Annotated in this window: 22 protein-coding genes; 14 read left to right on the top strand and 8 right to left on the bottom strand. The window is 37.4% G+C overall.

The annotated features are described in order from the left end of the window. Positions 1 to 2 precede the first annotated feature (2 nt). From ACVWYG_RS15105 to ACVWYG_RS15090, 4 genes are all read left to right on the top strand, one after another. Positions 3 to 395: a GntR family transcriptional regulator gene (locus ACVWYG_RS15105; RefSeq protein WP_457271165.1), complete on the top strand. Its 393-nt coding sequence runs from the start codon at positions 3 to 5 to the stop codon at positions 393 to 395. Further along, a complete protein-coding gene (locus ACVWYG_RS15100; RefSeq protein ID WP_457271163.1) occupies positions 382 to 1,242 on the top strand; it encodes a hypothetical protein in 861 nt (286 codons plus the stop codon). The genes ACVWYG_RS15105 and ACVWYG_RS15100 overlap by 14 nt, the downstream gene beginning before the upstream one ends. Positions 1,243 to 1,541: 299 nt before the next feature. Then, entirely contained in the window at positions 1,542 to 1,733 is a 192-nt protein-coding gene (locus tag ACVWYG_RS15095; protein ID WP_457271161.1) for a hypothetical protein, read from the top strand. A 170-nt stretch (positions 1,734 to 1,903) separates the two neighbouring features. After that, complete coding sequence (locus tag ACVWYG_RS15090) at positions 1,904 to 2,191, top strand: hypothetical protein (RefSeq protein WP_457271159.1); 288 nt, start codon at positions 1,904 to 1,906, stop codon at positions 2,189 to 2,191. 28 nt (positions 2,192 to 2,219) lie between these two features. Here ACVWYG_RS15090 and ACVWYG_RS15085 read toward each other — a convergent pair whose 3' ends face one another. Continuing rightward, positions 2,220 to 2,399: a hypothetical protein gene (locus tag ACVWYG_RS15085; RefSeq protein WP_457271157.1), complete on the bottom strand. Its 180-nt coding sequence runs from the start codon at positions 2,397 to 2,399 to the stop codon at positions 2,220 to 2,222. A gap of 473 nt (positions 2,400 to 2,872) precedes the next feature. Between ACVWYG_RS15085 and ACVWYG_RS15080 the strand changes: the two genes are divergently transcribed. Next, positions 2,873 to 3,457 carry a DUF4142 domain-containing protein gene (locus ACVWYG_RS15080; protein WP_457271155.1) on the top strand — a complete coding sequence of 195 codons (585 nt, stop codon included), beginning with the start codon at positions 2,873 to 2,875 and terminating at the stop codon, positions 3,455 to 3,457. A gap of 90 nt (positions 3,458 to 3,547) precedes the next feature. On the opposite strand, the gene ACVWYG_RS15075 is transcribed toward ACVWYG_RS15080, so the two are convergent. Then, a complete protein-coding gene (locus tag ACVWYG_RS15075; RefSeq protein ID WP_457271153.1) occupies positions 3,548 to 6,061 on the bottom strand; it encodes a mechanosensitive ion channel family protein in 2,514 nt (837 codons plus the stop codon). Between the two features lie 163 nt (positions 6,062 to 6,224). Here ACVWYG_RS15075 and ACVWYG_RS15070 point away from each other — a divergent pair, with 163 nt between their 5' ends. Further along, entirely contained in the window at positions 6,225 to 6,701 is a 477-nt protein-coding gene (locus ACVWYG_RS15070; protein ID WP_457271151.1) for an OsmC family protein, read from the top strand. 240 nt (positions 6,702 to 6,941) lie between these two features. On the opposite strand, the gene ACVWYG_RS15065 is transcribed toward ACVWYG_RS15070, so the two are convergent. Together ACVWYG_RS15065 and ACVWYG_RS15060 are read right to left on the bottom strand one after the other, a co-directional pair. Next, positions 6,942 to 8,819 (bottom strand): M1 family metallopeptidase, encoded by a 1,878-nt coding sequence (locus ACVWYG_RS15065; RefSeq protein ID WP_457271149.1) that lies wholly within the window; start codon positions 8,817 to 8,819, stop codon positions 6,942 to 6,944. Positions 8,820 to 9,016: 197 nt separating this feature from the next. Next, entirely contained in the window at positions 9,017 to 9,949 is a 933-nt protein-coding gene (locus tag ACVWYG_RS15060; protein ID WP_457271148.1) for a GDP-L-fucose synthase family protein, read from the bottom strand. Between the two features lie 328 nt (positions 9,950 to 10,277). On the opposite strand from ACVWYG_RS15060, the gene greA reads away from it, so the two are divergent. Beyond that, the gene (gene greA, locus ACVWYG_RS15055; protein ID WP_457271146.1) at positions 10,278 to 10,751 is read left to right on the top strand and encodes a transcription elongation factor GreA; all 474 of its coding nucleotides are present in this window, start codon (positions 10,278 to 10,280) and stop codon (positions 10,749 to 10,751) included. Positions 10,752 to 10,841: 90 nt separating this feature from the next. Continuing rightward, positions 10,842 to 11,240, top strand: coding sequence for an HIT family protein (locus ACVWYG_RS15050; RefSeq protein ID WP_457271144.1), 399 nt, complete (start codon positions 10,842 to 10,844; stop codon positions 11,238 to 11,240). Between the two features lie 165 nt (positions 11,241 to 11,405). On the opposite strand, the gene ACVWYG_RS15045 is transcribed toward ACVWYG_RS15050, so the two are convergent. Further along, positions 11,406 to 12,164, bottom strand: coding sequence for a molybdopterin-dependent oxidoreductase (locus ACVWYG_RS15045; protein WP_457271142.1), 759 nt, complete (start codon positions 12,162 to 12,164; stop codon positions 11,406 to 11,408). Positions 12,165 to 12,171: 7 nt separating this feature from the next. Further along, positions 12,172 to 12,843 carry a cytochrome b/b6 domain-containing protein gene (locus ACVWYG_RS15040; protein WP_457271140.1) on the bottom strand — a complete coding sequence of 224 codons (672 nt, stop codon included), beginning with the start codon at positions 12,841 to 12,843 and terminating at the stop codon, positions 12,172 to 12,174. Positions 12,844 to 13,102: 259 nt separating this feature from the next. On the opposite strand from ACVWYG_RS15040, the gene ACVWYG_RS15035 reads away from it, so the two are divergent. The 6 genes from ACVWYG_RS15035 (at position 13,103) to ACVWYG_RS15010 (ending at position 22,459) form a co-directional block, all read left to right on the top strand. After that, positions 13,103 to 13,690: an RNA polymerase sigma-70 factor gene (locus ACVWYG_RS15035; RefSeq protein WP_457271138.1), complete on the top strand. Its 588-nt coding sequence runs from the start codon at positions 13,103 to 13,105 to the stop codon at positions 13,688 to 13,690. Between the two features lie 155 nt (positions 13,691 to 13,845). Beyond that, on the top strand, positions 13,846 to 15,021 hold the full coding sequence (locus ACVWYG_RS15030; protein ID WP_457271136.1) for a FecR family protein: 1,176 nt from the start codon (positions 13,846 to 13,848) through the stop codon (positions 15,019 to 15,021). A gap of 197 nt (positions 15,022 to 15,218) precedes the next feature. Next, positions 15,219 to 18,575, top strand: coding sequence for a TonB-dependent receptor (locus ACVWYG_RS15025; RefSeq protein ID WP_457271134.1), 3,357 nt, complete (start codon positions 15,219 to 15,221; stop codon positions 18,573 to 18,575). Between the two features lie 13 nt (positions 18,576 to 18,588). Next, the gene (locus ACVWYG_RS15020; RefSeq protein ID WP_457271132.1) at positions 18,589 to 20,097 is read left to right on the top strand and encodes a RagB/SusD family nutrient uptake outer membrane protein; all 1,509 of its coding nucleotides are present in this window, start codon (positions 18,589 to 18,591) and stop codon (positions 20,095 to 20,097) included. 13 nt (positions 20,098 to 20,110) lie between these two features. Beyond that, positions 20,111 to 21,529 carry a PKD domain-containing protein gene (locus ACVWYG_RS15015; RefSeq protein WP_457271131.1) on the top strand — a complete coding sequence of 473 codons (1,419 nt, stop codon included), beginning with the start codon at positions 20,111 to 20,113 and terminating at the stop codon, positions 21,527 to 21,529. Positions 21,530 to 21,589: 60 nt separating this feature from the next. Continuing rightward, positions 21,590 to 22,459, top strand: coding sequence for a glycoside hydrolase family 16 protein (locus ACVWYG_RS15010; RefSeq protein ID WP_457271129.1), 870 nt, complete (start codon positions 21,590 to 21,592; stop codon positions 22,457 to 22,459). Between the two features lie 688 nt (positions 22,460 to 23,147). Here ACVWYG_RS15010 and ACVWYG_RS15005 read toward each other — a convergent pair. Both ACVWYG_RS15005 and ACVWYG_RS15000 read right to left on the bottom strand, forming a co-directional pair. Then, complete coding sequence (locus ACVWYG_RS15005) at positions 23,148 to 23,579, bottom strand: hypothetical protein (RefSeq protein WP_457271127.1); 432 nt, start codon at positions 23,577 to 23,579, stop codon at positions 23,148 to 23,150. Positions 23,580 to 23,946: 367 nt separating this feature from the next. Continuing rightward, entirely contained in the window at positions 23,947 to 24,876 is a 930-nt protein-coding gene (locus ACVWYG_RS15000) for an NAD(P)-dependent oxidoreductase (protein ID WP_457271126.1), read from the bottom strand. Positions 24,877 to 24,886: the final 10 nt, after the last annotated feature.

Raw genomic sequence — 24,886 nt, 5'->3', positions numbered from 1 at the left:
CTATGGAATTTAACGATAACAAAGCCATTTACCTTCAAATTGCAGAGTATGTTTGCGAACAGATTTTACTTGATAAATGGAAACCCGCAGAAAAGATATCATCGGTAAGAGAATTAGCGATAACCATGGAGGTAAACCCAAACACGGTGATGCGAACATACGAACTCTTGCAACACGAAGGCATCATCACCAATAAACGAGGCATCGGTTTTTTCTTAGATGAAGCGGCAGCAAAAAAAGTAAAAGCTTATCGAAAGAAAAACTTTTTAGAAGAGGAAATGCCTATTGTTTTTAGAACTATGTATTTATTAAATATCGATTTCGATGAACTGAAATCACGTTACGAAACTTTTGTTAACCAAAACTTTAATTCAAACAACAATGAAAACAAGTAATAAATTATTAATAGCATTTGGCATTTTTCTTTTCGTTGTACCACTATTGGGTATGGTGGTTATTTCTAAAGTCTTTTATAAAGATGCGTCTAACATGAATATTGCAGAAATACAAAAGATAAATAATCAACCTTTTCAAATCGTGACAGAAGGTAGAAAAGCAATTTCTGTAAACGAGCCTTTTTCGGCGGTTAACTTTCCAAATGGCAACAATTCTAGTGTCGAGTTACATTTTAATAAGAGCGCAAACTACGGCATTAAAATACCTGAGGAACTTGTAGGGGCTATTAAATTAAATGTGGTCAACGGCGTTTTAAACATCAATTTCGCTAAAGATCTATCTATATCCGACTTCCGCAATAGAATCTTCATTGTAGTATATGCACCGAACTTTCACAAACTAAGCGCATACAATCTCTTCAACTTGAATTGTATAGCTCAAACTGACAGCTTATTTGTAGACCTAGATAAAACTAACTTTTCAATCGGAGAATCTAACGTCACGGAGAAAGAAATCAACAAAAAAGGTGACATAGTAAGCTACAAAGTCTTCAACCATACATTTTTGAAAACGCTGAAACTTGTGGCTAACAATTCAAAGATAGATATTACTGAGTTAAATTTAAATGGTTTGAGTATTGAAGCGAACAACAATTCAGAAATCTATTTAGATGGAAGTCATTTTGATAAAGGTGAGTCGACAATTAGAAATTTAGCAGTAAAAACCGTTGGCCAAAACCAAGTAAACATTAAGCACATAAATCTAGAAAAAGCAAGTTCAGATTTCTCTGACAGCACACAATTAAACATCCCGACACCTATGCTCAAGCTCTTGTTAAAGGATTAAATGTGATTGAATGACAAGACGCTGAATTTTGCAAGAAATGACGGTTGGCCAAAAATAAATCCCTACCACCGCAAGCCAATTAATAAATGCCGCAAGATCCTTCACCATTATGCCGAACTTGTTTCGGCATACTTTACGTTTCCCACATTAAGTAAGCTAATGCCACGATAGGCGTTGAATAATTCTGAGAAAATTTCTTACCAAACTCCCGTAAATATTCCTAATCTAAAACGCTGTTTTTCGATAACTAACGATCTTTTACTATTATAATCGCTTTGGTCACAAATCGAATCTATAGTATGCTTATTGAACGTTTAAGAAAGTATTTTTCAACTGTCGTATTGCTGATTGCATTTGTTTTAAACATTCCAAATGCAAATGCACAATTTAAAAAAGCGGCTTTCGGAAAGGCGGAATTAAAAGTAGGTGTCGCAGGAACTCCTCCATTCGTAATTAACGAGAAAATGGCGAATTTGCTGGTATTGCAGTAGAAATCTGGGAAGACATTGCAAGCAAAGCAGGCTGGAAATTTAAATATGTCCCGTTTAACTCAACGCTCTCTGGTCTCGGAAACAATACAATAACCGCTGCAGAGCAACTTGCTGGAAAGAGAGCGGCCACAATCGCGGGATCGCCTTCCGAAGCGTTTTTGAACGAAAGTTTGTCAAAGGTTGTACTTGAAGAAAACTTAGCAGACCCCTTTTCGCAGCTTAAAAACAAAGCTATTGATGCTGTTGTTTACGATCGACCGCAGTTGATGTATTATCTTAAAAACAATAAAGACAAGAAGTTAAATATCTCTAAAGCAGCATATTACAACCAAGGTTATGGCTTTGCTTTTCCAATGAATACAGAAATTACCCACCATGTTAAGGTAGAGTTACTAGAATTGGCAGAGCGAAAAGAAATTGATAGAATTTTAAGCTATTGGTTGGGAGAAAAAGAATAACTTATAAAAATAGCTCAGATTAAAAAACCTATCCTTCCATATTTAGAAACCATTCTTGAGCTTCTTTAATTGCCAATTTAGTCAAATCTGATTTATCGACATTTTCAAACTGTTCCTTAGGATTGTTCAAAATTTCTATCGCTTTCTCGCGAACCTGAGGATCTAAAGCAGCCATTTCTGCAGGAAAATTATCGAATGTCCATTCCATTACGAAAATATTATTATGAGGTGATTAGATAATGTATTGGGCATAGGGCTAGGAGATATTTTTTTACAATATTGATCACTCAAATATAACCGTTTAGTTTTCCAAAAACCTGTTAAATAGAATTTTCTAATTTTTGTTGCACTTTTAATGCACTTTCCTCGGTCTAAAATTTTTCTGATGGATAATTTGACAGATGTCCACTAATAATTTTTTGAAGAAGTAAGGATGAACGGAAAAAACATTGAAAAAAAAGAGTTGTACTGGCTCTGGCTTTCTGTTCTTTTAAAGATTTAAGCCTTCAGTCTGGCGAGATTCGTTTTCTATCTTTATATAACTTTTATCAAACTCAAATAAAGGTAAAATTTTTATAAAATCATTCTATCCGGTTGCAAATTTATTTCAAATTGGTTAAGGCTAATAAAAAAAACATTCTTAAACAGCGTGTGTTATTGAAAAAACAAAATCCATAAGACATGAAAAAATTAATTTACGGGGCTGCTATAACGTTATCGGTATTTGCATTCCAAGCTTGCAACTCGAACAAAGATTCTAAAGAAACGGCAGACAGTTTAAATAAGACTAAAGACACTACGACCAATGTAATGAATACTGGCGGTATTGCGGTAGATAAGTCTGATGCTGAGTTTGCCACTAAAGCCGCAGCTGGCGGAATGGCAGAAGTACAAATTGCGAAGTTGGCTTTAGATAAAACAACGAACGCTTCTATTAAAGAATTCGCAAAAATGATGGTTGATGATCATAGCAAGGCAGATGATGAGTTGATGAACATTGCGAAAACCAAAAATATCACGCTTCCAACTGCTTTAGACGCAGATCATCAAAAGAAATACGATGAGTTAAACGGTAAAACCGGCGCAGATTTCGATAAAGACTATGTTAGTACAATGGTCGACGGTCATAAATCTACGTTAACGTTAATGCAAGATGAGGCCAAAGATGGTAAAGATACTGATTTGAAGGCTTTTGCAGCAAAGACAGCACCTGTTGTTCAAATGCATTTAGATAAAATAGATGCGATTAAAAAAGCAATGAAATAATTATTTCATTCTCAATTACAGAATTAAATCCCTCGATGCCCAGACGTCGAGGGATTTTCTATGTAACGATCTTAACGCAAATAGTGGGATTTAGTCTTTAACAGGTTTTTCGTCTGTAGGTCTTATTAATCCTCCAACGTTTATATTGTCAGGCAAAGACCTTATATAAAGATCCCTTTGAGGAATGGAAATATCTATTCCTGCCTCATTAAAGGAATTATAAATGGCTTTATAGATGGCTGCCTTAACAAGAAGCCATCCATTTACATTTGTCCAGAAGAAGATGGTCACCGCAACCGCATTATCGGCAAAGCTCTCGATAAAAATGGTTGGTTCGGGAAGTTTGTGCACATTCGGGTGCGCGGCCAATATCCCATTTAAAATTTCCTCTACTTGATCTATATTAGAGCCGTAGCCAACACCAACATTAACCGTTATTCGCTTATTTTGATTGTTTCTTGTCCAATTTATAAGATGTTGGGCCAACAAGTCTCCATTCGGTATGATAATTTCGGATCCTTCAAAAGTATTTAATTTGCTAGACCGTATTCCAACTTCTTTAACATAGCCCGTTCTGGTTCCAACCTCTATTAAATCTCCAATTTGAATTGGTTTCTCGAAAGCGATAATAATTCCTGAAACCAAATTGTTTACAATATTTTGTAAACCAAATCCAATACCAACGCCCAGTGCGCCAATAATAATGGTTATTTTATCCAATGGAATACCAGAAACAATAAAAGCCAAGATAATTCCCAAAGAAAAAATTGCCAATCTAACAAGTAGAACGGTTGATCCTAATTTGCTCTTTTCGGTTTTTATATTGTCATCTAAATTCCCGAATATAAACGAAGTCATTTGAGCCAAAATGGTCGATATCCATATAATTAATATAAAGATGACTACATTTCCAAATGTAAATGTTACGCTTCCAAGCTTTTGCTGGTCGGACAAGAAGGTAACAATATTTCCAAAAATATAATCGTACAGATGTAAATTACTTGTAAATACAACAATCCAAAGAAGTACAGCTAAAAACCCTAAAAATCTTGTCATTTGCTTTTCCATCCCGTTGTACTGAAAATAAGCCGTTAGCCGGGAGGTTGTTTTGCTTGCTTCGAGAGATAGAAAAATGGCATCGATTAGAATTTCTACAAAAATAAAGAGATTAATGGCGGCAATCATACCATAATTTGCGCCAGTATTTAAAACTTTTGCCAACGTTACTCTGCCGATAATATTTAACAACAGAGCTAGTACATTCATTACTAAAAAAAGAAATAACAAGGACTTTAAATATTTCGTTCCAGTAAAATAATTTTCATCTTTCTTGGCAATCATCCAAAAACCTAGGGCAATAGAAATAATGCTAATGGCAACCTGTATCCATCTCTCGGTGTAGGTAGTTTCTATCAGTAAGTTGGAAAAACCAGTAGTGTAAAATAATAAGAGCAAGATAAGCAACTGGATGCGAGAAGTGGCGTTTAGTTTTCTGCGGACAAGAACGCTTAGCGCGATGATTTGCAAACCCCAAAGAGAAAGGGTAAAAGCTTGCGGAGCTGCACCATAAACAAAAGGAACAAGCAAAAGACTAAAGATAATCGTGGATAAAAAAACATGACTTACAATGTGCTTCGTTTTAGTAAAAACTATTTCTGGCGCATCACTCTGCTTCCTAATCCGCCTGATATTTCGCCGCATTGTAAAATAAAACAAAAGCGCCATACAAATCACTATAATCCTAGCAATCCAATTGGTATCTCCGTAAATATCTAAAAGTGTGTTGCTCTCGGCCAAAGATCTTTTTACAACCGTTTTAAAATCCCGCTTATTTTCAGGATTATATTTATGATTCCATAAATAACCAAATTCGTTCTCTAACACCAAACTACTAAATGTGCTAATTTGATAATCTGTTTCACCCAAAAGATCAGAAACCACCAAAAAATTACTTGAAATGGTATTCTGTAACACTCCGAGTTGCTTAAGCTGTATAGTTACTGCAGAATCTGCCACCTGTACCTTTTCTCCAAGCGACCTAAGTTTTTCTACATAAGCAGCAAACAAAACACTGTCTGTGGGCATTAAAACTAATTTCTTATCGGCTCTCGTTTTGTTAATGTTATCTTTTTTATCGTTCAACTGATCGTTAATGAGCGATAGCTCTTTCTGCCATTTGCTTAAATTCTTTTTTTGTTCTAGCAGTAGTGATTTGGTATTGTATAAAATTCTTAAACTAGAATGCCTTCGCAGGCCGCTTAAATTTGTTTTTGCAATACCAATAATGGTATCGTTTATTGGCAATCCCTGATCTATTTCTTTTGTCGAAAACCCACGTTTTAGCTGGCTGTTTATCTTATTAAAATCTAAGCTATATTGTTCTATTTTATTAAGTTGGTAAGCAACTAAGGTGTCAGAACCTGTAAAATATTTCTTTACAGGATCAGAGTTGAATTTAAGCAGTTTGGCAGAGTCTATTCCACCAATAATGGTATCACTCGACTGTTGTGCCCGCACGTTTTTACAAAGTATTAAACAAAACAGCGCAAGCAAAGCGCATTTTAAATAAGGCATAAGAGGAACACCTGCGCATTTCTTTTTCATAAGCCCTTAAAGATAAGGAATCTGTTTAAATTGCCGTAAAATATCCCTCTGGTAAAAGCCAACTGATTTAAAAAAATTTATTGGCAGCTAAGTAAAATGAAAATAGGCCAAATATGTTGGGCATATTTTATAAATTGCCCTTACGTTTTTTAACCAAATCATTATGTCGAAAGATCATTTATACAAAACTAAAGTAACCTGGACCGGCAACAAAGGTTCTGGCACGATGGACTACCGTTCTTATGATAGAGATTATATGATTTCCATTGATGGGAAGATAGATATTCCGGGTTCCTCTGACTCTGTTTTTTTGGGTGATAAATCGAAATACAATCCGGAGGATTTGCTTGTGGCATCTGTTTCGAGCTGCCATATGCTTTGGTATTTACATTTATGCTCTAAAAATGATGTCGTGGTCATGGAGTATAAAGATGAAGCAGTTGGCATGATGGAAGAAATAGAAGACGGCAGTGGAAAGTTTAAACAAATTACACTGTTTCCAAAAGTTACCATCGCCGATAAAGTGCACCTATCTCTGGCGCAAGCGCTGCATAAAGAGGCTAAAAAAATGTGTTTTATAGCCAATTCCCTAAATTTCCCTATCGACCATAAACCAGAAATTAAGGCGGAAAACGCCTAATTCGATTGGTTCAATCGAGTTTACTAATTGCACTTATAATACGATAGAAAACGCTGTCTTTATAAAATTCTATAATCAGTAATGGATATTGCTTTGAGCGTTTTTACATGCGCTTTGCTTTATCATTTTTATACGCTAAGGCGCAGGTAAAAGTTTGCCGCGGCGATCGTTGATGCGTGCCTCACAACAAAACTACGCTTCATCTATACAACCAACAATCCTAAAAATTTTGGAATCATGCTATTTCTTATTCCAAACGTTATTGGCCGGCGTTGCATCCATAAAAATACCTCCATCTAGCTTAATAGATTTTACTGCTTTGCTTGTATTTAGCACAACGATAATGTCTTTATAGTTCGCTTTCCAAACAGCTGGAGATTGATGAATGGTCTCATTTCGTCCGTCTTCATACGCAATGATCATATCAAAAGGGATGGCAAAACCACCTTCATTTTTTATTTCGATATTGGTTTTTCCCTTCGAGACCGTTACGGTTTTTACGGCTATGTCTATGTAGTTATTGGTGAAAAACCAATTGGTGAAAAACCAATTTAAATTTCTCTTCGCACCACTGCTCATCGAATTAAAATAATCCCAAGGAATTGGGTGCTTACCATTCCAATTGCTCATATAAGTGTGTAAAGCGGTTTTAAAAAGATCATCTCCAAGCATGTCTTTTAATGCGAGGTAAGATAGAGAAGCTTTTCCGTAAGAGTTGTTTCCATAACCCGCACCAGATACCTGATCTGACATCGAAATAATCGGTTGATCTTCTTCTGTAGATTTATCGTTGATGTATCTCCTGACTCTAAAATTTTGGTAAAATTTATCTGCAGCTTGTTTTCCATTATGTGCAATGCCGATAAGATATTCAAAAGTCGTTGCCCAACCTTCATCCATATATGCATAACGGGTTTCGTTAATTCCCATGTAAAATGGAAAATACGTATGCGCCACCTCATGATCTTGCACAAGCTGTGCAAATACCGGATCGCCGGTGTTAGAGTCGTTAACCATCATTGTATATTCCATATCTGCAAATCCTTGAAAAGCAGTCATTTTACTAAAAGGATAAGGGATTCCTGGCCAGTTATTGGAAAACCAAGCCAATGTAAATAAGTTATTTTTTACCGAGTTGATAAAATCTGTACCCTTAACATCATAAGCAGCTTGCGCACTTGCCCTACGATTTGTTTTTTGATCTACCACAACGCTAGCCGCATCCCACAAATAATGGTTGCTTAGCCCAAAACATACATCTGTAATGTGGTTTGCAGAGAATTTCCATGTATTCCAATCGTTTTGCAAGGTTACTTTTCCATTTTTTAATTCCTCTTGAGTAGCAATATGCATAACCTCATCGCTAGTGTAAGATTTTTTTAACCTTGCTGCAATACTCGGCATCAGCACTTCATCCGGATTTAAAAAATCGCCGGTTGCGTACACCACATAATTTTTTGGTGCGGTTACAGAGAAAGTATAGTCGTTAAAATCGTTGTAAAATTCTCCCCTATCGGTATGTGGAATTCTATCCCATCCATTATAATCATCATAAACAGAAATCCTAGGATAACTGTAAGCGACGTAAAATGTGGTAGAGTCTATCTGTCCTTCTCTACCACTTTGCTTAGATAGCGGATAATTCCAATCAATTTTTAAGTCTATTTTTCCTCCCGGGATTAATGGTTTTTTCAATTTGACGTTGCCAACCGTACCCCAGTTTTTAGCATCGACATCGTACACTTCACCATCAACAGAAAAGGAGCTAATGGTCAATCCAGCGTCTAAAAAATCTTCGCTTACCGCGCCACCACGGGGTGAAGTTGGCTTATGTAGGTTGTTCACAAATCTAATGGCGAGCGTTTTTAATGTATCCGGACTGTTATTTGAGTAATTAATGTGCTCTTTTCCACTAACAACTTTCGTATCTGCATCCACTTTGATATCCATTTGATAGATGCCATGATTCTGCCAATAGTTTTTACCAGGTTTTCCATCCAAGCTCCGGGTTCCATTGGCGTAAGCGGCCTTTATGTTTCTCGGCATATACAATTCTTGCCCCTGCGCAAAAGGAAGCACAACACAGATCAATAAGGCAATGAGGACTATTTTTTTCATCTACTATTATATTTTAGGCAAAACGGAATTAATGTATACTTGTGATGTATATTTTAACAATTATTGGTTTACTCAGCGTGTTTAATATGTTTGTTGCTGACAAACATATTTAAACTCCGAAACCAAATTTCTTTGGCAATTTAGATATTTTTTAAAAAACATCTAACCTTAGTACCGCAAAAATTTACCAATAGTTATTAATTCCAATCTGTATTTTTAATCTCCTCATAAACCTTAGCAATACCCTCTTTAAGGCTAGTTTTCGCAGCCCACCCAAGCGTGTTCAATCTACTTACATCCATTAGTTTTCTTGGCGTCCCATCTGGTTTCGATAAATCGGTTTCTATTTTACCTTTAAACCCCACAATTTCCTGAACCAATTCGGCAAGTTCCAAGATGGAGATGTCTTCCCCCACTCCAATATTCAAAAATCCCGAATCGTTGTAAGTCTGCATAAGAAATAGACAAGCTTCGGCCAAATCGTCAGCGTGCAAAAACTCCCTTCGTGGCGTTCCAGATCCCCATATAGTTACTTTCTGTTCGTTGTTTTTCTTGGCTGATATGAATTTTCGTAACATCGCCGGCAAAACATGCGAATTTTTTAAATCGTAATTATCGTTGGGACCGTAAAGATTTGTTGGCATAACAGAAATAAAGTTACAACCATACTGTGCGCGGTATGCATCGCACATTTTAATACCGGCAATTTTTGCAATGGCATAAGGCTCGTTTGTTTCTTCTAACACACCTGTTAACAGATATTCTTCTTTTAAAGGCTGTGGCGCCATTTTAGGATAGATGCAAGAAGAACCCAAAAAAAGCAACTTTTTCACACCGTTTTTGTAGGCTTGATGAATAACGTTGTTCTGAATCATCAAGTTTTCGTAGATAAAATCTGCACGGTAAGTGTTGTTGGCTACAATTCCACCGACTTTTGCTGCCGCTAAAAATACATATTGGGGTTTTTCCGTTTCAAAAAACTGTTTCACAGCCGCAGGATCTCTCAAATCTAACTCAATTGAAGTTCTAACCACCAAGTTGGTAAATCCGTTCGCTTCTAGGTTTCGCTTAAGCGAAGAACCTACCATTCCACGATGCCCAGCAATAAAAATTTTATCTTCTTTTAACATGTATTTTGATATTCTTTGAAAACTGATTTGCAACTCTATCTCGCTCCATCAATTTCTGTTGATGAAATTAAACATAAAAAAATTTACCGAAAATAAGTGCTTAGTCTTAAATTGTCGTAAAACTAGCTATTTTATTCAGAAATATGATTGCTGCTCCTCGCTTGACCTCCAATTTCACGCTTTTAAATATTAATAATATAAATAGCTCATTTTTAATTTGCTTTTACAATTCCATCAATTTATCTTCGTTATAAATACCGCAAGACTATGTAGCAAGAAGCTATGTAGTCTTGTTTGCTTTTTATAGGAACTTAAAACACATTGAGCGATGACAGACGTTATATATTATACCCAAGAGGGATTGGACAAATTGAAGGAAGAGGTAAAGTATTTAACTACAACCGGCCGTCAACTTATCTCAAAAGCAATAGCTGAAGCGAGAGACAAGGGAGATTTATCTGAAAATGCAGAATACGATGCTGCGAAAGAAGCGCAGGGATTGCATGAAGCGAGAATTTCGAAATTGAAAAACGTTTTATCTAATGCCAGATTGATTGATGAATCTAAACTAGACCTTACCAAGGTTTTGGCATTATCTATCGTTAAAATTAAGAACTTAAAAAACTCAGCAACGATGAGCTATCAATTGGTTGCAGAAACGGAAGCAGACTTAAAGACCGGAAAAATTTCTGTAAAATCGCCCATAGCGCAAGGACTTTTGGGGAAATCTGTTGGTGATGTGGTTGAAATAGAAGTTCCGGCGGGAAAAATGCAGTTTGAGGTACTGGAAATAACGAGATAAAAAAATCCACTGCGTTTTTAGCGTGTTTATTAAAACAGAAATTCGAACCGACTGTTAACTGTTTTAACAGTAAATATTTATATAAATAAAATGAGTGTATTTTCTAAAATTGTTTCAGGCGATGTAAAGGCGCACGTGGTAGCCGAAACGGTTCAGTTCTTGGCTTTTTTAGACGTTAACCCGCTAACAGAAGGTCATGTTTTGGTGATTCCAAAAATCGAAGTGGATTATATCTTCGATATGGATGAGGATCTATATGTAGGTTTATGGATGTTTGCAAAAATTGTTGCCGGAGGAATTAAAACAGCTTTCCTGTGCGAAAAAGTGGGCATTTCAGTTATAGGGTTAGAAGTTCTTCATACGCATATCCACTTAATGCCAATCAACAGTGTAGGAGATATGAATTTTAGCAAAGAAAAGTTAAGGTTCACTGAGGAAGAGTTAGAAGCAACTGCGCACAAGATTAGAGAAGCATTACTACAAAATTAGTTCTTAAAACTGTTGAGATAAGCGCTCCGAATCTGTTTCTAGCATTTAATTAGGTCTGATAAAGCTGATTTTTCAGAATTGGTGTTCGGTCAACTCTTTAGGCAGTAATGTTTGTTAATTTTTAGGAGCTTTTTATTCCTCTTCATTGATGCTCAGTCGAACCTGTCAAAGTCCTGCATAATAGTCATATCCTCGCTCAAACCAATAATCTGGAGGACGGGAGTTGCTAAAAGACAAATCACCAATTCTTTTTAAGCTTTTTATTCCATATTTAACCGGAATAATCAACCTTAAAGGATATCCCTGATTTACAGGAAGCGGCACACCATTCATTTCATAACATAAAAGCGTTTGAGGTTGCATCGCGCTTTCCATATCGATACCTACATAATATTGACCATCAGGTGTAATTAATCCAATGTATTCTTTTCCAGCTTGCTTTTCCAAGTGATATGCTTTTATAAAATCAGAAAACTTAACGCCGCCCCAATGAGAGACTTGGCTCCAACCTTCTATGCATTTGAAATTAAAAATAACTTCTGTCTTTGGTAACTTCTGAATGTCTGCCAACGTAAGTTTGAGGGTATCGCCGGCAGATCTTATTACATTTAGACGCCAATTTTTATTATTGAAAGATGGATTTAGTCCAACATTCCCATTTACCCGAACAATTTTAGCAGCTTCAGATTTTGGAAATTCCTTTGCGAGATTTCTCTTGCTAAACGCTTTATTAAAAACTTGCTCGTTTGCATTTAACCCCTTTCTTAAAGGAATTTGCACACCGCCTCGAATTCCCCTATCTGTACTTGCATTTTTAACCTTAAACCATAAAAAAGTGGCTCCTACAATAAAAACTGCAAATGCTGCAAAGGATAGCGAAGTGCGTAAAACAATTTGTCGTTGGCTGTTTTTTTTTGCTTTCATTTCCATATCAATCTTCTTCGCTTTTGTTTTTTACCACTTCAAAACCCGCTACCATACCTCTAAAATTGTTCCATCCAGCAATAATTACCTGAATAATATGGATTAAAAAAAACAAACAATAGCCAATGGTCAATATAAAATGAATGAGTCTGCAGCTTGTGTATCCACCAAAAATATTGCAAATAAACTGAAACTGTACGGGCTTATAAATGGCTAAACCTGTTAATAGAGAGCCCAAACCCATTACAATAATTGCCGAATAAGCAATTTTTTGGGCTGCGTTGTACTTTCTTTGAAAAGGTAAAGGTTTTTTGCTTAAGTGTAAATCATGCAACAAAACAGTCCACGCTTCTTTAAATGAACTCCTATCAGGCAACAAATAACGCCACTCGCCAGAGATCCAAGTATAGAATACGTAGAAAAATCCATTCAAAAAGAAAAGCCACATAAACACAAAATGAAAAGCCATGCCTTCTGCCAAGCGCTGCTTTAGGTGAAGTGTTTTATAAAAAGATTGAGGAAAAAACTTGAAGATCAGCTGGTCGAAAATTCGAATAGAATAGGCATCGTTCGCCCAATATATTAGCAATCCACTCCAAATCATGATGGCCAAAATTGGAAAATTCACCCAATGGAACCACCTTATCGCAAGCGGATGTTTTTCTATTATCGTTTTCATGCAATTTTATAAAGCCCGTTATAAATGTAAGAATTTTGTTGGAAAGCTTCCCCCTAAAAAATAATTTTTGACTGAATAAAAAGAAAAGGTAAGACTTACAACTTCAGGCTCTTAACTATTTCTTTAACTTTTACTTTCGCAAATTTTGTTGACAATACCTCCCGAACTTAAACGCCTCCTTAAATTGACAAATTACAACATCAAGAATCGTTGCACAGCCCTAAACAATTTTGTACATTCGTTGAAACATTCTAACCAAATGTATAGCCACAGTAATTTTACCGATAAAGAACTTTTTAAACTTAGCCAAAAAGGCGACCAATCTGCTTTTGAAGAAATTTATATCAGATTTAGTGGCTTGCTGTATATCTATGCAAAAAAACTAATCAAAAACAAGGAAGAAGCGCAAGACATTGTTCAAGAAGTTTTTGTCTATCTATGGAATAATAAGAACATAAATATAACTGCGGAACTCTCTGCTTACTTATATACAGCTGTCCGTTATAAAATTTTCGATTGGATAGACAAAAACAAGGTTCGAAATAACTATTCAGTCAGTTTTAGAGCATTTGCAGAGCGAGGCGAGTGTACTACAGACAATTATTTGAGAGAAAGAGAACTTATTGTGATTATAGAAAAAGAGGTAACCAAGTTGCCTAGTAAAATGCGTCAGATTTTTGAAATGAGTAGAAACCTGCACTTGTCTCAAAAAGAAATTGCACTACAATTGCATATATCTGATAAAACAGTTAAAAAACAAATGGGAAATGCGCTAAAAATACTTCGGCTAAAATTGGCATCGTTTTTAACGTTGGTTACACTTCTGATAGGGTTAACGAAGTTTTAAGAAAACGTTTAATATTTTTGCACAGCTACGCATTTCTGTTCAATAACAATTCCTATCCGCCCAAACATCAAGCCCTGATTTAAAAAAAAATCTTTTTTCTACTACCTAGCTTGGTGTTAACCTACATGTCTTTGTAATCCAAATATAACAACATAATGAGCAAACCAGAAGTAGAAAAACTTCTCCGCAAATATACCGATGGTCTTTGTACCGACCCGGAGAAGGCTTTGGTTGAATCATGGCATCTGGATGAACTCAAAAAGTCTGTTGAAACTATTTCTGAACAAGAAATTATAAGTGCAAGCAACAATATTTGGTCTTCTATACAACAGGAAACAGCAATGAAACCGAAGCGCACTAAAATTGCGCTTTACATTAAAGTGGCAAGTGCTGCTGTTCTTTGCGTGGCTATTGCTTATTTAATTAGAAGCAACCTCGCGACATCAAAACTGGGAGGAAAACTGGCAAAGTCTGCTAAATTAACGCCTATAAAGCCGGGTGAAATCAAAGCAACTTTAACACTCGGAGATGGATCTAAGATTTCACTTACCGGAAAGAAAACTGGCTTAGTTGCTCATCAACAAGGTATAAAAATTGATAAGACAAGTGAAGGTGCTTTGGTTTATACAGTTGTCTCCACAAAAACCGATAAAATAAATGAATTCAATACGCTGCAAACTCCCACTGGCGGGCAATTTCAGGTTATGTTACCAGATGAAACCAAAGTATGGCTAAACGCTGATTCGAAATTGACTTACCCAGCAATCTTCAATAAAGAGGATAGACAGGTTACGTTGATTGGCGAAGCATATTTTGAAGTCACAAAAAAAACGGATAAGGCGGGAAAAAGGATTCCCTTTAGAGTGAAAAGCGTGCTTGCAGATGGGCGAAGCCAACTGGTTGAAGTCTTAGGGACGCATTTTAATATTAACGCTTACAACAACGAGCCTAAAATAAGAACCACTTTGCTTGAGGGTAGCGTACGCGTAGCGAATATAGATGGAGATAATGCGCGCATTATTAAGCCCGGGCAACAGGCGGTTTGGGCGGATAATAAAACGCCCATCATGATAAAGAATGTTTATGCAGCGGATGCGGTAAGTTGGAAAGATGGCTTCTTCAGTTTCAACGATGAAGATTTACAAACCATTATGAATAAAATTAGCAGATGGTACAGCGTAGACGTTGACTACGTTGGCCCTAAAATTAACAAAGTTTTTGGCGGCCGAATTTCTAGATTTAATAGTGTAAACGAGGTGCTTGATCTTTTACAAACTACGGGAGCTGTAAAATTTAAGATTACAGGAAGGAGGATTTTAGTTATGCCGTAACAACTACTAAGACAACAACGAATACCTTTAACTGGAAAAAAACCGGACGCGCTGATACGCGCCGGCTCTTAAAATCAGGTTAAACCTCCGTTGAATGCTGAGCTAACAAAATATTAAACCTAACTACCAAATATATGAATTTTTACAATGAAAGGTTCCCTAAACCCAAGGGCTATCTATTTAAACTTTTGTTGATTATGAAACTGACTGCCGTGCTACTCATCACCGCATTACTCCAAATTGGCTATGCTGCAAAAGCGCAGAAAGTGAGCTTATTAGAGAAAAATATAGAGCTAATCAAAATTTTTAGAAAGTTGAACAGAACAACAGGTTACAATTTTTTATACGACCTTGATCTTTTAAAAGAAGCGCAACCTGTTACAGTAGACTTTAGAGATTTAGAATTCGACGATGCGTTAAAACAGATCTTTAAAGATCAGCCGTTCGGCTACACAATAAAAAATAATACCATCATCATCCGACAAAAACGGGCTGATGGAACTTTATTGTCAGAACGCTTATTTTTAAACATTAGAGGAACTGTTTTAGACGAAACAGGAGTGCCATTGGCTGGCGCAAGTGTAAAGGTAAAAAACAGCAATCAAGGTACTGTTACAGATGCAAAGGGAAATTTCTCTCTCACTAGTGTATCAAAAGGTGAAACACTTCAGATAACATTTCTTGGCTACGAATCAATAGAAGTATTAATTACCGACGAAAAGTTGTTAACCATTAAGCTTATCCCACAAGCAGGTGTGCTGGCGGATGTGGTAGCCATTGGCTACGGCACTCAGAAAAAAAGTGTAAACACCGGAGCTATTTCTCAGGTTAAGGCATCTGATTTAACCAATATGCCAGTTACAAGAATAGAGCAGTCTTTACAAGGACGTGTATCAGGCGTTACCATCACTACCTCATCTGGCCAGCCGGGCGACGGTGCCACCTTAAGAATTAGAGGAACAACATCTATCAACAACAGTGAGCCGTTGTACATTGTAGATGGCGTACAAGTTGGTGGCGGCATAGATTATTTGAACCAAGCAGATATCGAATCGATAGAAGTGTTGAAAGACGCAGCTTCTGCAGCCATTTATGGTGCACGAGCAGCAAACGGTGTAATCATTGTAACTACTAAAAAAGGCAAAATAAATGGCACAATGCAGGTAAATTACAACATGTATGTAGGCACGCAAGCACCAGATCGAAAATTAGACCTGCTAAATGCGACCCAGTATGCAGCATTATACAACGAAGCGGAATATGCGAAGACACCTAATTTAACTACCCCTAGATTTCCAAATCCATCACAATACGGAGTGGGCACAGACTGGCAATCTGCAGTTTTTAACAACAATGCAAAGGTACAGAATTACGAACTGAGCATGTCTGGCGGAAGTGAGCTGTCTAGTTATTACGGTTCATTTGGCTATTTTGACCAAGATGGAATTGTGGCCACAAGCAACTCAAAATATAAGAGGTTTACAGCGCGATTTAATTCAGAGCATCAACTTACAAAAGCAATTAAATTCGGACAGACAATTGGTTATACCCGTACAAATTCAGTTGGTGTAAGCACCAATACAGAATACGGTTCTCCATTAAACAGAGCGATAAACATCGATCCCTTGACGCCAATTATAGAAACAGATCCTGCAAAATATGGTGCTGCACCTTATATCGGCAACCCTGTGGTAAGAGATGCAGATGGTTTTCCTTATGGTATTTCGCCATATGCGCAAGTAGAAATTCTAAATCCGATAGCTGCACTACAGGTTGCACAAGGTAATGGCTGGTCGGATAAATTGGTTGGAAATGCATTTTTAGAAGCAGAAATTATAAAGGGATTAAAAGTGCGATCGCAGGGAGGGGTAGATTTGGCTTTTTGGGGAAACGATGCATTTACACCAATCTATTATTTGAATTCCATTAACCAAACCACCATCACGTCGTACAATAGAAATTCCAACCGAGGTTTATTCTACTCTTTAGAAAATACCATCAGCTACGCGAAGCAAATTAATAAACATGATTTTACTGCGTTGGTGGGTTACTCTTTTCAAAAAAATAAAGGAGAAACACAGGGAGGATCGAAGGATGGAATACCCGTAACTAACATTTCAGACGCCTCTTTGCAATTTCCAGTATCTAGATTAAATGATGTTTTTTATGGTGGTGAGTATCTAAACACGCTAAACTCAGCTTTTGCTAGGGGTATTTATAGCTTCGACGATAAATATTTGTTTACCGGCATTATTAGAAGAGACGGATCTTCTAGATTTGGGACTAATAACAAATTTGGCTATTTCCCATCAGGATCTGTAGGATGGGTGGCTACTAGAGAAGACTTTTTCCCGAAAAATCAATACGTTAACTTTTTAAAGTTTAGGGCCTCCTATGGTGTCACAGGAAATGACAATATTGGGGATTTTAGATACCTCTCTACCGTTAGTGGGGGCAGGAACTACACACTCGGCACTTCTGCAGGATTAATGAACGGCGTGAGTCCAGATGCACTTTCAAACCCAGATTTGAAGTGGGAAGAAACCTCTTCAACAGATATCGGTTTAGATGCCATTTTGCTTAGAAATTTTACATTAACCGCAGACTGGTATAATAAAAAAACAAAAGGGATGCTGTTGCAAATTGCTGTCCCAGGGTATGTGGGCAACTCAGGCCCAATTGGCAATATAGCAGATTTAACCAATAGTGGTTTTGAATTGGAACTTGGTTATAGCAAAACATTTGGCAATCTTGCCATGAAGATTTCGGCAAACGGCTCATTTGTAAAAAACCGTATCGACTACTTAGGCGCAGACAAAACATATCTTGGAGGTCAAACCGTAACGCCCCAAAATTTAGAAGTTACGCGTACCAAAGTGGGCTACGCAATAGGCTCCTTTTATGGTTATAAAAGCGATGGTTTGTTCCAAAACCAAGCGCAAATTAACGACTATAAAGCAAGTAGCGGCGTTCTAATCCAGCCAAACGCCAAACCGGGCGACATAAAATTTATCGATCTAAATGGTGATGGCGTAATCAATAACGACGACCGAGAAATCATTGGCGACCCTACACCAAATTTTACTTATGGCTTTAATCTAAATCTCGCTTATAAAAATTTCGATATGGTTTTACTTGGCCAAGGCGTTACAGGAAACCAAATTTTTAATGCTTTAAGACGTTTCGATTTACCAACTTCCAATTATACCACGGCAATATTAAACCGTTGGACAGGCGAAGGAACGAGCAATACCATACCGAGATTAACTTTAGACGATACGAACCAAAATTACAGTAGGGTGTCTAGCTTATTTTTAGAAAGCGGTGCCTATTTTAGAGTGAAGGTTTTGCAAGTAGGATACAGTTTGCCAATAAACGTGGTTAGAAAAATAGCATTGGATAAAGTTCGGTTCTATGTGATGGCGAACAACCTGTTTACCCTCACAAAATATAATGGTTACGACCCAGAAATTGGTGGCGGAAGTTATGGCGTTGATAGAGGCTTCTATCCCCAAGCTCGAACTTTCTACGCTGGCATTAATGTTGGATTTTAATTGATGAAAAATAATGAGAAATAAAATTAAATTATACGTTATGGCAACAGTTGTCATAATAATCAGTTTAGCGGGATGTAAAAAGTCTTACTTAGAGCTTACTCCTCGAGGAACTGCATTAGAAGATAATTTTTACAAGAATGAGAAGGAAGTAATGCAAGGGGTTATTGCTGTTTATGATGTAACGCAATGGGGCACAACTGGAGGTTATACCATGAAGATGCCGCTACTTTCTGCAGCCTCTGATGATTGCTTTGCCGGTGGAAGTAACGCCAGCGATCAACCAAATTGGGTCGCTTTTGATAACTTTAATATGAATTCAACAGTTGGACCTCAAAGTGGATTGTGGACTAAAAATTTTACCGGTATTAATAGGGCAAACCTCATACTAAGTAAAATAGATGGTGCGCAAGGATTAAGCGATGAATTTAAAACAAGAGTAGTTGCAGAAACTAAATTTCTGAGGGCATATTTCTATTTCGATTTGGTAAGACTCTTTGGCAACGTGCCACTTATTCTCACTGTTTTGCCGACCAACGATCTTTACACGCAGGTACAGGTTGGACCAAAAGACATTTATGCTCAAATAGAAAAGGATTTAAGAGAAGCCATACCGGGTTTACCTTCAATTATCGACGCTTCAGAAAAAGGTAGAATTTCTCAAGGTGCCGCTAAAGCGCAGTTAGCGAAGGTGTTATTATATCAAAACGACAATACCAAAATTGCAGAGGCAGCGACCTTATTTGAAGATGTAAATAAAGTTGGTAATGCTTACGGCTATTCCCTTCTCCCTAATTATGCAGATATATTTAGGCCTGATAATAAATTCAATTCAGAATCTATTTTGGAAATTCCGCATTCTAATAATGCAGCTTGGTCTGATTGGGGATATATAAATGGTGGCGAAGGAAATGTAGGAACTCAATTTATAGGAATGGATAGCTACAATGGCCCCACCTATTCTAGTGGTTGGGGCTTTTGTCCGGTGACGTTAGATCTCGTAAACGTACTCAAGAATGATCCAAGATTCGATGCTTCAATCATCGATGGTCAAGCACTAAAGGCAGCCGGCGCAACTTATAATGGCCGTTATCAAAATACCGATTATTTCATTAAAAAGTATGCCCCTTTAAAAGCATTTAGATCTGCTAGTGGAGTGGCAGAGCAAAACTGGCCGATGGATGAAATCGAAATTAGGTTGGCCGATACCTATTTAATGGAAGCTGAAGCACTGGTTAGGTCTTCTGGAAATGCCACAAGAGCCCAAGAATTACTCGATGCAGTGAGGGCACGCGTTGGTTTGCCGTCTATTCCAGCAACCCTCGATAATATTTACACCGAACGAAGGTTAGAGTTGGCTTTTGAAGGACATCGGTTTTTCGACCTAGTGCGGACTGGAAAAGCCGTTGCCGTACTTGGCGCATCAGGCTTTAAAGCCAATAAGAGCGAATACTTACCAATTCCACTTACAGAAATTGAAGTGACTAAAGGTATCATCAAACAAAATCCTGGCTACAATTAATCAATTGATTATTATGAAGATATTAAATAAATTAACCACAAGCGTTATCCTCGCGATAGGATTTATGCTGTGCATATTGATTTCCTGTAAAAAGGGCGAAATCACAAAGAGCGTTGGCACGCCACCAACTGCAGACCAGATTCAGTTTTCAGTAACTCCAAATGCTTCCAATCCGAATATTATCACTTTTAAGAATAACTACAATGGTATAAATGCTTATTGGGATTTTGGAAATGGAACTACCATAAATGGCAACGAAGTTACAGGCTCCTATCCAATCGCGGGCACATATACTGTGGAACTAATCGTTTTGGCGGATGGCGGCTCCGTATCGACAACCAAAACAATAACAATTGCCAAAACCAACCCGAGCATGCTGAGCGACCCTGCTTTTGCAATGTTGTCTGGCGGCCTTTCAAATTCTGCAGGCAAAACCTGGGAAATAGATAAAACCCAACCAGGGCATTTAGGAGTTGGCCCTGTTGATTTGCAAGTGCCGAGCTGGTATCAGGCCGGCCCAAATGAAAAGGCAAATGCAGGTTTTTATGATGACGAAATGACCTTCTACATGGATGCCAATGGGTTAAAATATACCTATGCCAATAATGGAGATACCTTTGCAAATGCGGCGAATGCAGCAGGAATTGGCGGCCCAACCAATGGCGGAGATCCAACTGTTAATTACACACCTGCCAAAAATCTTAGCTGGATTGTGAACCAAGTTAACGGGGTGAACTACCTAAACATTAGCAATAACGGTTTTATTGCATATTACTTAGGCGTCTCTTCTTACCAGATCTTATCCCTAACAGATGATGAAATGTGGTTGCGCTGTCTCGATAAAGCAAACGCTGCAAATGCCTGGTATTTAAAACTTATTAGAAAAGGATATGTAAGACCTGTGGTTCCGCCTGTGTTAAAGCCATTAAAGGCTGCAAACGTTTTTGATGATTTCGACGCCAATGCAAACGTAACTTGGACAGCAGAAAATGTAGATTATACGAGACCGTATGACAACCCCGGCAAATTTGGCATCAATACATCCGGTAAAGTTGGGTATTACGGAAAAAGAACTGGAGACGACGGCCAATACGGAAACCTAAATGTTACCTTACCTTACCGATTCGACCTAACTGCAAAGAATAAAATTTTGTTAAAGGTATTTTTACCGGGTCAGAACGACTTCACGAAGGTTAAATCAACAGTATCTGTTAAATTACAAAACTCCTTGCTTGGCGGCAATGCATACACCACGCAGTTAGAAATCGTAAAAACAATTGCGCCTACCGACTATAATAAGTGGATTCAGTTAGAGTTTGATTATTCGGGTTCTTCTTCGCAAGCACTTTATGATAAAATTGTCATTCAACTTGGTGGAGAGGGACATCCAAACCCAGGGATATTTTACATAGATGATTTCGAATTTAAATAGATTCACAATTAAAATGGCCTGATCTAAGGATCGGCCTTTTTAATTTTATCAAAAAATACCATGAAAAACTACAGAAAACAAGTTAATATTTTTTTAGGTGTGCTGCTTGTTTGCGCCACCGCATGCTCTAAAAATGCTGCGCAAGAAAAGCCGGTTTACGTTCCACCAAAGGAAACAAAACCGACGGATCAAAACTGGACTTTCGAGAGCACCGCAACTTGGAGCGACGAGTTTACAAATGCAGGAGCGCCACGCTCTACCAACTGGGATTATGACACAGGGGGCAGTGGCTGGGGAAACAACGAATTAGAATACTATACCAATAACATAAATAATGCAAGCGTAGGGAATGGCGTTTTGTCCATTACCGCTAAAAAAGAAAATTTAGAAGGAAAAAACTATACTTCGGCCCGTATGGTTACACGTGGTAAGTTAGATGTGCTTTACGGCAGGTTTGAAATTAAAGCAAAGTTACCTATTGGTAAGGGCACTTGGCCGGCCATTTGGATGCTTCCAACAGATAGAGCTTACGGCGATTGGCCAAAATCTGGTGAGATTGACATTATGGAACATGTGGGTTACGATCAGAACGTTGTTCACTTTACAACACACACAGAAGCGTATAATTTTAAAATAAACACTCAAAAATCGGCTACCAAAACCATCGAGACTGCAAGTACAGCGTTTCACGTTTACAGGGTAGATTGGACACCATTTGCAATACGTGGTTATTACGATGATGAAAAGGTTTTTGAATTTACAAATGATGGACAAGGATCAAAAACTTGGCCGTTTGATAAACGTTTTCATTTGTTGTTAAATTTGGCAATTGGTGGCGATTGGGGCGGAACACAGGGCGTAGATGACAGCATTTTCCCCCAAACAATGCAGGTGGATTATGTAAGATACTATAAGATGGTAGAAAAGTAATTTTCCTTAATCGGCAACCTGGTGAAAATATAAGATAAAGAATCGGGGATGAATCATACCGACTCATCCCCGAAATCTAAATTAACGCTCTCATTTATATAGACGAAGAATAGTTGGGTTTATTGTAGCTATCCAAAAAAATTTGATTTTTGCAGAGATTAGGGGGACCTACTGTAATTATTTGGGTGCTTTTTCTCGCTTTGCACGGTAATTTTTCTAAAAGAAAAGACTAAACGCTGGTTGCTAGAGTCATGAGCGAAAATTCTCTAAAAAATAAACGGGGATGAATCATACCGACTCATCCCCGAAATCTAAATTAACGCTCTCATTTATATATACGAAGAACGGTCGTGTTTATTGTAGCTGTCCAAAAAAAAATTTGATTTTTGCAGAGATCAGGGGAACCTACTGTAACTATTCGGGTGCTTTTTCTTGCTTTGCACGGCAATCTTTCTAAAAGAAAAGCTCAAACGTTGGTTGCTAGAATCATGAGCGAAAGCTCTATAAAAAATAAACGGGGATGAATCATACCGACTCATCCCCGAAATCTAAATTAACGCTCTCAGTTATATATACGAAAGAAGTTGACGGATATTGTGTTGAGTCTCATCTTTTTTATAATTAAGTGCAGTAAGAGGAGGTAATAAACGTTCGTTTACCCAAAATACTCCTAATTAGAATAAAAAAACTATTTTACCACCTTAGATTTCTTTTCTGTTGCAGCTTTTTTCGGCTTTTCCAAGATAGTTTTTTGCTTTTTTGGAGTTTCGGCGTTTTCCTTTTCTTCAGATATTACTTTGGGAACAACTTTTTGGGGTAAATCTGCCTTTTGCTCCTCTACTTTAACAAGCTCAACATCTTTTGGGGCGATTGTTTTCTCTTCATCTCGGCGAAGATAATTTTTGAGCAATTGCTTCAGATACAAATCCGGCTTTGGCATATTGATGATACTGCCTTTTTCTTTATCCTGAGATTGTTTGATGTAAGCAGATTTTATTTTTCCCCATTCTTTAGAAAAAAGTTTTATAAACTGCTCTACAAACTGATCTTCTGAATATTTCTTGGGCAATTTTTCAATTACCGAAGCTATTTTAAATTCTTTATTATGCAAAATTGCCATAGTTGTAATTTTATCGGTGTAAAGATACAACTATCTACCCCTTATTCTTCGAACGCTAAATTTCTAAAAATAGGATATCCACTTCTGCCATAGGCAAGATCTACCGAACGAAAGCAACGGAATACGGAGAATAATTAATTCGAGCAATTGCCTTTCTTGAGAAATTCTTACTTAATAAGAACGGAAAACTGCGTTGACGATAGTCCCGAGATCCTTTTTTTTGTGCTGCCTTAGCCGAGATGAGAATGCGCAAGGAACCGAGATGAAAATGCGCAAGGAAAGTGTTAGAACGCCAAATCATTCAACATACACCATCGTAAGCAATTTTCATTTGATTGATTACAGATTTAAGTACAAAAAAACATTGTTAAAATTTACAAGTTTTTAATTTTTCTACAAGCACTTCAGAGATTTTTCGATAGCTTTCAAACGTCCAACCAGCAACATGCGGCGTTAGTAGCACATTTTCTTTTTTTCGCAGTTCATCAAACCACGCTGTATCTTTTAAAGCTGGAAATTTTTCGGTTTCTAACACATCTAATCCTGCCGCCAAAATCTTACCATTTTTCAGATTGCTCAAAATCGATTTTGTATTGGCAATTTCACCTCGGGCGGTATTCAAAAAAAATATGGATTTTTTAAAATGGTAGAAATACTCGTCGTCAACCATTTGTCTCGTCTCTGTAGTTAAAGGAATGTGTAAGCTCAAAACATCACAATGTTTCACGATTTCTTCCATGCTGACTTCGCGTGCGTATGCGTCAGAAAAGTTAGTTTTATATTTGTCGTAAGCCAAAACATTTACCTCAAAACCGGCTAATTTCTTTGCAAAACTCTGCCCCATAAATCCGTAACCAATTATGCCAACAGTTTTACCTTTAAGTTCATGCCCTCTATTTCCCTCTCTATCCCATTTTAATTCTTTTACCTGTTGGTCGGCTATATTTAGCCTATTCATCAGCGAGAGCAACAAACCTATTGTATGTTCGCCAACGGCATCTCTATTTCCCTCTGGGGCATTTATAAGCTTAATGTTTAGCTTTTTTGCCAGAGCTATATCTATATTGTCTAAACCTGCACCGGCACGTGCGATGAACTTTAAGTTTTTTGCGGCGCTCAAGATCTCTTCATCAATCTTAAATTTTGTCCTGACAGCAATGCCGAAGTATTCGCCAATTTTCGCAAGTGTTTGTGCTCTTGTGATGAGCGGTTCATCATCGACAAGATATCCCAAAGCAACTGCTTGTTCTCTAAAAGCGGGATGCAGATCGTCAACAATTAATATTTTGTTATTCATAATTAAGCAA

The sequence above is a fragment of the Pedobacter sp. UYEF25 genome (assembly GCF_054061655.1).
This window is presented reverse-complemented; position numbering and strand designations above follow the sequence as displayed.